This is a genomic window from Klebsiella sp. 18074, assembly GCF_902705905.1.
Taxonomy (GTDB): Bacteria; Pseudomonadota; Gammaproteobacteria; order Enterobacterales; family Enterobacteriaceae; genus Klebsiella; species Klebsiella terrigena.
The window spans coordinates 1-10,154 of record NZ_CACSIS010000053.1; the positions used below are offsets into that span (position 1 = coordinate 1).

Sequence of the window (10,154 nt, forward strand, 5' to 3'; positions counted from 1 at the left end):
CCTATCTCCCCGCCCGAAGATCCTCTTCCCGGCCAATTTGCAGGGTTAAATTTTCATCTCATCGGCAATAAACTTTCAAATTAAAATATTTATCTTTCGTTTTGCGATCAATTTAACACTTTTAAACCTTTCAAAGTGATTAAAATCAGCTGCCAGTTAGCAAGAAAAATAACGCTACAAAGGAGAGAATGATGATTGAAGTTATTACCCACGGCGCCGAATGGTTTATCGGCCTGTTTCAGAAGGGGGGCGAGGTCTTTACCGGTATGGTTACCGGGATCCTCCCTCTGCTGATCAGTCTGCTGGTTATCATGAACGCGCTGATCAACTTTATCGGCCAGCAACGGATCGAAAAGCTGGCGCAGCGCTGCGCCGGGAATCCCGTCTCCCGCTACCTGCTGCTGCCTTGTATCGGGACGTTCGTTTTCTGTAACCCGATGACCCTGAGCCTGGGGCGCTTTATGCCCGAGAAGTACAAGCCCAGCTACTACGCGGCGGCCTCCTACAGCTGCCACTCCATGAACGGCCTGTTTCCCCATATCAACCCCGGCGAGCTATTTGTCTATCTCGGGATCGCCAACGGCTTAACCACCCTCGGCCTGCCGCTGGGGCCGCTGGCGGTGAGCTATCTGCTGGTTGGTCTGGTGACCAACTTCTTCCGCGGCTGGGTGACCGACCTGACAACCTCCATTTTTGAGAAAAAAATGGCCATCCAGCTTGCACAAAAAGTGCATCTGTCCGGAGCTGCATCATGACGCGTATTCGTATTGAAAAAGGGGCCAGCGGCTGGGGCGGCCCGCTTGAGCTGGACGCCGTCGAAGGCAAAAAAATAGTCTATATCACCGCCGGAACCCGCCCGGCCATCGTCGACAAGATCGCCCGGCTCACCGGCTGGCAGGCCGTGGACGGATTTAAAGAGGGGGAACCGCCGGAAGCCGAGATCGGCGTGGCGATTATTGACTGCGGCGGCACCCTGCGCTGCGGCATCTACCCGAAGCGGCGTATTCCGACCATCAATATCCACGCCACCGGCAAGTCCGGGCCGCTGGCGCAATATATCCTTGAGGACATCTACGTCTCAGGCGTTAAGGAAGAGAATATTCACCCCGTTGACGGCGCCGGCGAACCGGCCCCGCTTCAGCCCGCGGGTCGCGATTACGATGCCAGTAAAAAAATCACCGAGCAGAGCGACGGCCTGCTGGCCAAGGTCGGTATGGGAATGGGCTCCGTGGTGGCGGTGCTGTTCCAGGCCGGGCGCGACACCATCGACACGGTGCTGAAAACGATCCTGCCGTTTATGGCCTTCGTCTCGGCGCTGATCGGCATCATCATGGCCTCGGGCATTGGCGACTGGATTGCCCACGGCCTGGCGCCGCTCGCCAGCCATCCGCTGGGGCTGGTGACGCTGGCGCTGATCTGCTCCTTCCCGCTGCTGTCGCCGTTCCTCGGCCCTGGCGCGGTTATCGCCCAGGTTATCGGCGTGCTGATCGGCGTGCAGATTGGCCTCGGTAATATTCCGCCGCATCTCGCCCTCCCCGCCCTGTTTGCGATTAACGCCCAGGCGGCCTGCGACTTTATCCCGGTCGGCCTGTCGCTCGCCGAAGCTCGTCAGGAGACGGTGCGCGTCGGGGTGCCTTCGGTGCTGGTCAGCCGCTTCCTGACCGGCGCGCCAACGGTGCTGATCGCGTGGTTCGTTTCCGGATTTATTTACCAATAAGAGGTTCCTGAAGATGACCGTGATTTACCAGACCACCATTACGCATATCGGCGCCAGCGCGACGATGGCGCTTGAGGATCGGATGCTGATTACCTTCCGCGAGGGCGCGCCGGCGGATATTGAAGAGTACTGCTTTATTCACAACCACGGCGAGCTCGTCGGCTCGCTGGCGCCGGGGGCGGAGCTCCAGCTGGGCGATCGGCGCTACCCGGTCACCGCGGTGGGCGACGTGGCGGAACAGAATCTGCGCGAGCTGGGCCATATCACGCTGCGTTTCGACGGCCACCGCGTGGCGGAGTTTCCGGGGACGGTCCACGTGGCCGGCCCGGTACCGGAGGCAATCGCCCCCGGCTGTGTACTGAAATTTTTTGCTTAAGCTGTAAGGAGAGAACTATGAGTCAGGTTGCTGTTGTCATCGGCGGAGGACAAACCTTAGGTGAGTTTCTGTGTCGTGGCCTCGCCGCGCAGGGGTATCGCGTGGCGGTGGTGGATATTCAAAGCGATAAGGCCACCCGCGTGGCGCAAGCGATTAACGCCGAGTATGGCGAAGGGACGGCGTACGGTTTTGGCGCCGATGCGACCAGCGAGGCCAGCGTCGTTGCGCTCGCCCGCGGCGTGGACGAGATATTCGCCCGCGTGGACCTGCTGGTCTACAGCGCCGGGATCGCCAGGGCGGCCTTTATCAGCGACTTTACGCTGGGCGACTTCGACCGCTCGCTGCAGGTCAATCTGGTGGGCTACTTCCTCTGCGCCCGCGAGTTTTCACGGCTGATGATCCGCGACGGCATTCAGGGACGCATCATTCAGATCAACTCTAAATCCGGCAAGGTCGGCAGCAAGCATAATTCCGGCTACAGCGCGGCGAAGTTTGGCGGCGTGGGGCTGACCCAGTCGCTGGCGCTGGATCTGGCGGAGTACGGTATTACCGTGCACGCGCTGATGCTCGGCAACCTGCTGAAGTCGCCGATGTTCCAGTCTCTGCTACCGCAGTACGCCCACAAGCTGGGTATTGCCGAAGATCAGGTCGAGCAGTACTACGTCGACAAGGTTCCGCTCAAGCGCGGCTGCGATTATCAGGATGTTCTCAACGTACTGATGTTTTACGCCAGCCCGCAGGCCTCTTACTGCACCGGGCAGTCCATCAACGTCACCGGCGGGCAGGTGATGTTTTAACCGCCGGTTCCCGGGTCGCGCCGCGATCCGGGTTCTTCCCGACGCCACGCCTTAAGGAGATTTTATGGTTAGCGCATTAATCACCGTCGCCGCCATCGCCTGGATCGCCCAGCTCGCCTTCGGCGGCTGGCAGATCCGCCGCTTTAACCGCGAGTTCGATAAACTCTGTCAGCAGGGCCGCGTCGGCGTGGGACGCTCAGCGGGCCGCTTCAAGCCGCGGGCCATCGTCGCCATTGCGGTTGATGAACACGACCGCATCAGCGGCACCCTGCTGATGAAGGGCCTGACCGTCTTCGCGCGTCCGCAAAAAATCCCGGCGCTTGACGGCAAACTTTTGCAAGAATTGCAGCCGGATATGATCTTTCCCCATGATCCGCTCTGTCGGAATGCACTATCATTAGCGCTTAAACCGAAACATGTATAATTTCGTTGTAAAAGTAAATATCTTGCGAAATTATCATATCGAAACTTTAAACGCAGGATGTAACCGCTATGAAACCACGTCAGCGACAGGCCGCCATTCTTGAGCATCTGCAGTCGCAGGGTAAATGCTCGGTCGAGGAGCTGGCGCAACACTTCGATACCACCGGCACGACGATCCGCAAGGATCTGGTGACTCTCGAACACGCCGGCACCGTCATTCGCACCTACGGCGGAGTGGTGTTGAATAAAGACGAAAGCGACCCGCCTATCGATCATAAGACGCTGATCAATACCACCAAGAAGGCGCGCATCGCCGAGGCCGCCGTGCGCTTCATCCACGACGGCGACTCGATCATCCTCGATGCCGGCAGTACGGTGCTGCAGATGGTGCCCCTGCTCAGCCGCTTCAATAACATCACCGTCATGACCAACAGCCTGCATATCGTCAACGCCCTCTCTGAGCTTGATAATGAACAAACGATCCTGATGCCCGGCGGCACCTTTCGCAAAAAATCAGCTTCCTTTCACGGGCAGCTGGCGGAGAATGCCTTCGAGCAGTTCAGCTTCGATAAGCTGTTTATGGGTACCGATGGCATCGATCTGAACGCCGGCGTTACCACCTTCAACGAGGTTTATACCGTCAGCAAAGCGATGTGCAATGCCGCCAGGGAAGTGATCCTGATGGCCGACTCATCGAAATTTGGCCGTAAGAGCCCAAACATCGTCTGCGGCCTTGAAAGCGTGGATATGCTGATTACCGATGCCGGTATCGACCCGACGTTCCAGCGGGCGCTGGAAGAGCAAGGCATCAAAGTGATTATTACTGGAGAAGATCATGAGTAACTTTCTGTTAGAAGCCGGACGCCAGACCCTGCTGCTGGAGCTCCAGGAGGCGAGCCGCCTGCCTGAACGCCTGGGCGACGACTTCATTCGCGCGGCGGAAACCATCATCCACTGCGAGGGTAAACTGATTGTTTCCGGCATCGGTAAATCAGGTCATATCGGCAAAAAGCTGGCCGCCACCTTTGCCAGCACCGGCACGCCGGCGTTTTTTGTCCACCCGGCGGAAGCGCTGCACGGCGATCTGGGGATGCTCGACGGCCGCGACGTGATGCTCTTTATCTCCTATTCCGGCGGGGCGAAGGAGCTCGACCTGATCGTGCCCCGGCTGGAAGAAAAATCGATTCCCCTGCTGGCGATGACCGGCAAATCAAAATCCCCGCTGGCGCTGGCGGCCAGGGCGGTGCTGGATATTGCCGTAGAGCGCGAAGCCTGTCCGATGCACCTCGCCCCGACCTCCAGCACCGTCAACACGCTGATGCTCGGCGACGCGCTGGCGATGGCGGTCATGCAGGCCCGCGGCTTCAATGAAGAAGATTTTGCCCGCTCGCATCCGGCCGGCGCGCTCGGCGCGCGGCTGCTGAATAAAGTCCACCATCTGATGCGTCGCGACGAGGAGGTGCCGCGCGTTGACGTCACCGCCAGCGTGATGGCCGCCATGCTCGAACTCAGCCGCACCGGGCTGGGGCTGGTGGCGGTGTGCGATGCGCAAAACCGCGTCGAGGGCGTATTCACCGACGGCGACCTGCGCCGCTGGCTGGTGGGCGGCGGCACCCTTGAGGATACCGTCAGCCGCGCAATGACCCGAAACGGCGTGACGCTGCAGGACCAAAGCCGCGCGGTTGAAGCCAAAGAGCGCCTGATGAAGCACAAAATCAGCGCCGCCCCGGTAGTGGATGAGCGCGGCCAGCTGGTCGGCGCGATTAACCTGCAGAACTTTTATCAGGCCGGGATTCTTTAAGCCCCAGACGCTTCGCCAGCCGATGCAGGTTGGCGACGTCCAGCGCCAGCGCCCGGGCCGCCGCCGCCCAGCTGCGGTTATTCTCCGCCAGCGCCCGGGCGATCGCCTCGCGCTGGAACGCCTCCGTCGCCTCGCGCAGGTTTATCGCCTGCGTCGGCGCCAGCGGCGCGGCGCTCGGCAGGTTCGGCGCGTCGCCGGTAAACTGGAAGTGCTGCGGCTCCAGCACGATGTCATCACCCGCCTGGGTCGCCCGCGCCAGCACCACCGCGCGATGAATCGCATGCTCCAGCTCGCGGACGTTGCCCGGCCACGGCCAGGCGCTCAGCCTTGCCCGCGCGGCGCTACTTAACACCACCTGCCCCAGCCCCATCCGCAGGCGGCACTGCTCGCAGAAATAGCCCGCCAGCAGCACCACGTCCTGGTCCCGCTCGCGCAGCGCCGGCACCGACAGCGGAAAGACGCTCAGCCGGTGATAGAGATCGGCGCGAAAGCGCCCTTCGACCACCTCCTGGCGCAGGTCGCGGTTGGTGGCCGCCAGCACCCGCACATCCACCCGCAGGCTGCGATCGTCCCCGACGCGCTGAATGTCGCCGTACTGCAGCACGCGCAGCAACTTCGCCTGCAGCGCCAGCGACAGCTCGCCAATTTCATCGAGGAACAGCGTGCCGTTATCGGCCATTTCAAACTTGCCGCTGCGGTTGCTGATAGCCCCGGTAAACGCCCCTTTGACGTGGCCAAACAGCTCGCTCTCGGCAACGCTTTCCGGCAGCGCCGCGCAGTTAAGATAGACCAGCGGATTGGCGGCGCGCGGCGAGCCCTGATGCACCGCTTTCGCCACCAGCTCCTTGCCGGTGCCGGTTTCACCGTCAATCAGCACGTTGAGATCCGATGCCGCGACGATATCAATCTCCTTTTTCAGCTGCAGCATCGGCGCCGAAAGGCCGATAATCTCCTGGCGGTCGGCGGCCGGGTAGCTCGCACTCGGCTCCGGCAGCACGTTCTGGTTCTCCAGGCGGGCGATCAGCAGCGCATTGTTGAGCGCCCCCGCCACCAGCGCGGCAATCAGCCGCAGCTCCTCATCGCTGAAGCTGTCAAAGCGGTCGGCGTCCATGCCGTCGAGGGTCAGCGCGCCGATCAGCGTCTGCCCGGCGAACAGCGGCAGCCCTACGCAGGCGTGAACCTTGAGGCTTTCCTGGCCGGGGATCAGCCCGTCATAAGGGTCCGGCAGGTCGCTATCCGCCGGGAAGCGCACCACGTCGCCGGCGCGGGCGATCGCCTCCAGGCGCGGATGCCCTTCGAGGGAAAAGCGCCGCCCCAGCACATCCTGGGCGAGGCCGTCGATCGCCAGCGGCACAAACTGGTGCGCCTCATAGCGCAGCAGCGCCGAGGCATCGCAGCCGAGGATCTGCCGCAGAGTGGTAATCAGGCGCGGGAAGCGGTCGGCGTGGCCGATATCGCTTTGCAAATCAATGGCGATTTTCGCCAGCGCCTCTACGGAAAAGCTCATTGCTGCCTCACTGTCATTTTGACAATAAAAATAGTCATAACGACTATTCTAACCATTGTCATTTTGACATCAATGCTTTTAGCAAAAAATAATAAATAAAGTAAAATCAACACATTAAAAATGTTGGCACGCAACTTGATATAAGAAAAACATCTTATTTTGAAAACGCTGAATTAATTGAGGTTGCTATGTCTATTCTGGTTAAAAATAACATTCATTGGGTTGGCCAACGCGACTGGGAAGTGCGTGATTTCCACGGAACTGAATATAAAACGCTGCGCGGCAGCAGCTACAACAGCTATCTCATTCGTGAAGAAAAGAACGTCCTGATTGATACCGTGGATCATAAATTCAGCCGCGAATTCGTACAGAACCTGCGCAGCGAAATCGACCTCGCCGATATCGACTACATCGTGATTAACCATGCGGAAGAGGACCACGCCGGGGCGCTGACCGAGCTGATGAACTCGATCCCGGACACCCCGATTTACTGCACCGCCAACGCCATCGACTCCATCACCGGCCACCACCATCACCCGGAGTGGAACTTCAACGTGGTGAAAACCGGCGACAGCCTCGATCTCGGCAACGGTAAGCAGCTGATCTTCGTGGAAACCCCGATGCTGCACTGGCCGGATAGCATGATGACCTACATGACCGGCGACGCGGTACTGTTCAGCAACGACGCCTTCGGCCAGCACTACTGCGACGAACACCTGTTCAACGACGAAGTGGATCAGACCGAGCTGTTCGAACAGTGCCAACGCTACTACGCCAATATCCTGACGCCGTTCAGCCGCCTGGTGACGCCGAAAATTACCGAGATCCTCGGATTCAACCTGCCGGTGGATATGATCGCCACCTCCCACGGCGTGGTATGGCGCGACAACCCGACGCAAATCGTCGAGCTGTACCTGAAATGGGCGGCGGATTATCAGGAAGACCGCATCACCATTTTCTACGACACCATGTCCAACAACACCCGCATGATGGCCGACGCTATCGCCCAGGGCATCACCGATATCGACCCGCGCGTGGCGGTGAAAATCTTTAACGTTGCCCGCAGCGACAAAAACGAAATTCTGACTAACGTCTTCCGCTCAAAAGGCGTGCTGGTGGGCACCTCGACCATGAACAACGTCATGATGCCGAAAATCGCCGGCCTGGTGGAGGAGATGACCGGCCTGCGTTTTCGCAACAAGCGCGCCAGCGCCTTTGGCTCCCACGGCTGGAGCGGCGGCGCGGTGGACCGCCTCTCTACCCGCCTGCAGGATGCCGGCTTTGAAATGTCCCTGAGCCTGAAGGCGAAATGGCGCCCGGACCTGGATGCGCTGGAAATTTGCCGCGAGCACGGTCGCGAAATCGCCCGCCAGTGGGCCCTCTCCCCGCTGCCGGCCAGCGCTGATAAAAAAGCGTCGGCTGAGCAGAGCGCCTGCGCCGCGACAGCCGCGGCCGACCTCGGCCCGTCAATGCAGTGCAGCGTGTGCCAGTGGATCTACGATCCGGCGAAAGGCGAACCGAACCAGGACGTCCAGCCTGGCACCCCGTGGAGCGACGTACCGGATAACTTCCTGTGCCCGGAGTGTTCTCTCGGCAAAGATGTCTTTGACGTTCTGGCAACGGAGGCAATATGAGTGATGGCATCGTCATCATCGGCTCGGGCTTCGCGGCCCGCCAGCTGGTAAAAAATATTCGTAAGCAGGACCCGCAGATCCCGCTGACGCTGATCGCCGCCGACAGCATGGACGAGTACAACAAACCGGATCTCAGCCACGTCATCAGCCGCGGTCAGAATGCCGAGGATCTGACCCTGCAAACCGCCGGGGAGTTTGCCGAACAGTATAATCTGCGCCTGTTCCCCCACGTCCGGGTGAGCGATATCGACGCCGAGGCCAAGGTGGTCAAAAGTCAGGATCGCGAGTGGCGCTACGACAAACTGGTGCTGGCGACCGGCGCCGCGCCGTTTATTCCGCCGGTGCCGGGACGCGAGCTGATGCTCACCCTCAACAGCCAGCGGGAATACGGCGCCGCCCAAACCCGTCTCCACGACGCGCGGCGCGTGCTGATCGTCGGCGGCGGGCTGATTGGCTGCGAGCTGGCGATGGATTTCTGCCGCGCCGGCAAAGCGGTGACGGTGGTCGACAATTCCGCCAGCGTGCTGTCGGCGCTGATGCCGCCGGAGGCCAGCAGCCGCCTGCAGCATCGGTTAACCGATATGGGCGTGCACCTGATGCTGAAAACCCAGCTCGAAGGGCTGGAGCAAACCGCTGAGGGCATCCGCGTAACCGTCGATCGCCAGCGCAGCGTGACCGTGGACGCGGTGGTTGCCGCCGCCGGCCTGCGCCCGGAAACCGCCCTGGCGCGTCGGGCAGGCCTTGAGATTAACCGCGGCGTGGTGGTCGATAGCCGCCTGCGCAGCAGCCATCCGGCAATTTTTGCCCTCGGCGACTGCGCCGAAATTAACGGCATGGTGCTGCCGTTCCTGCAGCCTATTTTGCTCAGCGCCATGTGCCTGAGCAAAAATCTGCTGGAGCAGACGGGCGAGCTGAAGCTGCCGCCGATGCTGGTGAAGGTGAAAACCCCGGATCTCCCGCTACATCTGGCCGGAGATACGCGGCGCGAAGACCTGACGTGGAATATCGTGGCCGCCAACGACGGCCTGGTGGCTAAAGGCGTGGATGCGGAAAACCGGCTGCGCGCCTTTGTGGTCAGCGAAGACCGAATGAAAGAGGCCTTTGCCCTGCTGAAGCAGCTGGTGAGCTAAGCGCTTTCCCGGGTCGCGACGTCAGCGCCTTGCCCGTGTATGGATACCCCCCGTTATACAACCCCTCTCTTTGGTTGTGTAACGGGGGGATATTGCGTTCGTATATCCGGCCACTCTCTCAACACCATCACCATCGTATACGGCCAGGATGCTATCTGCGCCCCTGCTTTCTAATGTTTATCTGGTAACAATGCTCAACCAATTGCGTCCATTGCTCCCTGGTTTCGCAAAGTGAATGGGCTAACGCAAAAAGACGTGTGTGAAAGGTTCAGAGTACCCTGCAGACTTACGCTCGCCTGAAGGCCTGGCCAGCCATGGACAGAATTACTGCAAAATTATTCAGGATGAAAATTAATTTTACCCCTACATTTAGTGGCGATTAAGTGAAGGGGGTTCACCTATTCTGCCTTTATCAGCGAGCAGGCAGGAGTCCCTCTTTGTGGATAATCCCCTTCTTCAGAAAACCCTCATTATCGTTATTCTCATCCTGTGGGTAATTGATGAATTCCGGACCAGGAAAAGAAAAACCGCTGACCCCGCTATTGAAGCCGCTGATGCCAGGGAACGCCATGAATGGCGCTATCTCAGATGGGGTTCCGTGATCCTACCCGCGATATAGTGGACATGCGACTAAGTGAGTAAACTCTTAACCAGAGGTGATGTGATGGACGCCCCTTCCCAGCCTAAGTTCTGCCACACTTATGCTGAATGTCTATTCGCAGAGGAACAACATCATGAACTCGATAAAAGTTGTCGGGATCGATTTAGC

Annotated in this window: 11 protein-coding genes; 10 read left to right on the forward strand and 1 reads right to left on the reverse strand. The window is 59.6% G+C overall.

Annotated features, from left to right (window positions below; translation table 11 throughout):
• The first annotated feature begins 191 nt into the window (after positions 1–191).
• The 7 genes from srlA (at position 192) to gutQ (ending at position 5,114) form a co-directional block, all read left to right on the forward strand.
• Positions 192–755 (forward strand): PTS glucitol/sorbitol transporter subunit IIC, encoded by a 564-nt coding sequence (gene srlA / locus GVK32_RS27745; protein WP_076946057.1) that lies wholly within the window; start codon positions 192–194, stop codon positions 753–755.
• A complete protein-coding gene (locus GVK32_RS27750) occupies positions 752–1,717 on the forward strand; it encodes a PTS glucitol/sorbitol transporter subunit IIB (RefSeq protein WP_159874047.1) in 966 nt (321 codons plus the stop codon). The genes srlA and GVK32_RS27750 overlap by 4 nt, the downstream gene beginning before the upstream one ends.
• Before the next feature lie 13 nt (positions 1,718–1,730).
• Positions 1,731–2,093: a PTS glucitol/sorbitol transporter subunit IIA gene (gene srlB / locus GVK32_RS27755; protein ID WP_095098406.1), complete on the forward strand. Its 363-nt coding sequence runs from the start codon at positions 1,731–1,733 to the stop codon at positions 2,091–2,093.
• A 17-nt stretch (positions 2,094–2,110) separates the two neighbouring features.
• On the forward strand, positions 2,111–2,890 hold the full coding sequence (srlD, locus tag GVK32_RS27760) for a sorbitol-6-phosphate dehydrogenase (protein WP_128877372.1): 780 nt from the start codon (positions 2,111–2,113) through the stop codon (positions 2,888–2,890).
• 64 nt (positions 2,891–2,954) lie between these two features.
• Positions 2,955–3,314, forward strand: a complete 360-nt coding sequence (gene gutM / locus GVK32_RS27765) for a transcriptional regulator GutM (protein WP_159874045.1) — start codon at positions 2,955–2,957, stop codon at positions 3,312–3,314.
• Between the two features lie 68 nt (positions 3,315–3,382).
• A complete protein-coding gene (locus GVK32_RS27770; protein WP_159874043.1) occupies positions 3,383–4,156 on the forward strand; it encodes a DNA-binding transcriptional repressor in 774 nt (257 codons plus the stop codon).
• The gene (gene gutQ, locus GVK32_RS27775; RefSeq protein ID WP_159874041.1) at positions 4,149–5,114 is read left to right on the forward strand and encodes an arabinose-5-phosphate isomerase GutQ; all 966 of its coding nucleotides are present in this window, start codon (positions 4,149–4,151) and stop codon (positions 5,112–5,114) included. Before GVK32_RS27770 ends, gutQ begins: the two co-directional genes overlap by 8 nt.
• On the opposite strand, the gene norR is transcribed toward gutQ, so the two are convergent.
• Positions 5,077–6,621 (reverse strand): nitric oxide reductase transcriptional regulator NorR, encoded by a 1,545-nt coding sequence (gene norR / locus GVK32_RS27780; protein WP_159874039.1) that lies wholly within the window; start codon positions 6,619–6,621, stop codon positions 5,077–5,079. The genes gutQ and norR overlap by 38 nt on opposite strands.
• 188 nt (positions 6,622–6,809) lie before the next feature.
• On the opposite strand from norR, the gene norV reads away from it, so the two are divergent.
• The 3 genes from norV to GVK32_RS29585 all read left to right on the forward strand — a co-directional run bounded on the left by norV (position 6,810) and on the right by GVK32_RS29585 (position 10,004).
• On the forward strand, positions 6,810–8,255 hold the full coding sequence (gene norV, locus GVK32_RS27785) for an anaerobic nitric oxide reductase flavorubredoxin (protein ID WP_159874037.1): 1,446 nt from the start codon (positions 6,810–6,812) through the stop codon (positions 8,253–8,255).
• A complete protein-coding gene (gene norW / locus GVK32_RS27790) occupies positions 8,252–9,385 on the forward strand; it encodes an NADH:flavorubredoxin reductase NorW (protein ID WP_159874035.1) in 1,134 nt (377 codons plus the stop codon). Before norV ends, norW begins: the two co-directional genes overlap by 4 nt.
• Before the next feature lie 439 nt (positions 9,386–9,824).
• Positions 9,825–10,004: a hypothetical protein gene (locus tag GVK32_RS29585; protein ID WP_368667467.1), complete on the forward strand. Its 180-nt coding sequence runs from the start codon at positions 9,825–9,827 to the stop codon at positions 10,002–10,004.
• Positions 10,005–10,154 lie beyond the last annotated feature (150 nt).

Bases quoted from the DNA above. Each gene is read 5' to 3' on its own strand.
- srlA (WP_076946057.1), top strand. From the start codon at position 192: ATGATTGAAGTTATTACCCACGGCGCCGAATGGTTTATCGGCCTGTTT.
- GVK32_RS27750 (WP_159874047.1), top strand. From the start codon at position 752: ATGACGCGTATTCGTATTGAAAAAGGGGCCAGCGGCTGGGGCGGCCCG.
- srlB (WP_095098406.1), top strand. From the start codon at position 1,731: ATGACCGTGATTTACCAGACCACCATTACGCATATCGGCGCCAGCGCG.
- srlD (WP_128877372.1), top strand. From the start codon at position 2,111: ATGAGTCAGGTTGCTGTTGTCATCGGCGGAGGACAAACCTTAGGTGAG.
- gutM (WP_159874045.1), top strand. From the start codon at position 2,955: ATGGTTAGCGCATTAATCACCGTCGCCGCCATCGCCTGGATCGCCCAG.
- GVK32_RS27770 (WP_159874043.1), top strand. From the start codon at position 3,383: ATGAAACCACGTCAGCGACAGGCCGCCATTCTTGAGCATCTGCAGTCG.
- gutQ (WP_159874041.1), top strand. From the start codon at position 4,149: ATGAGTAACTTTCTGTTAGAAGCCGGACGCCAGACCCTGCTGCTGGAG.
- norR (WP_159874039.1), bottom strand. From the start codon at position 6,621: ATGAGCTTTTCCGTAGAGGCGCTGGCGAAAATCGCCATTGATTTGCAA.
- norV (WP_159874037.1), top strand. From the start codon at position 6,810: ATGTCTATTCTGGTTAAAAATAACATTCATTGGGTTGGCCAACGCGAC.
- norW (WP_159874035.1), top strand. From the start codon at position 8,252: ATGAGTGATGGCATCGTCATCATCGGCTCGGGCTTCGCGGCCCGCCAG.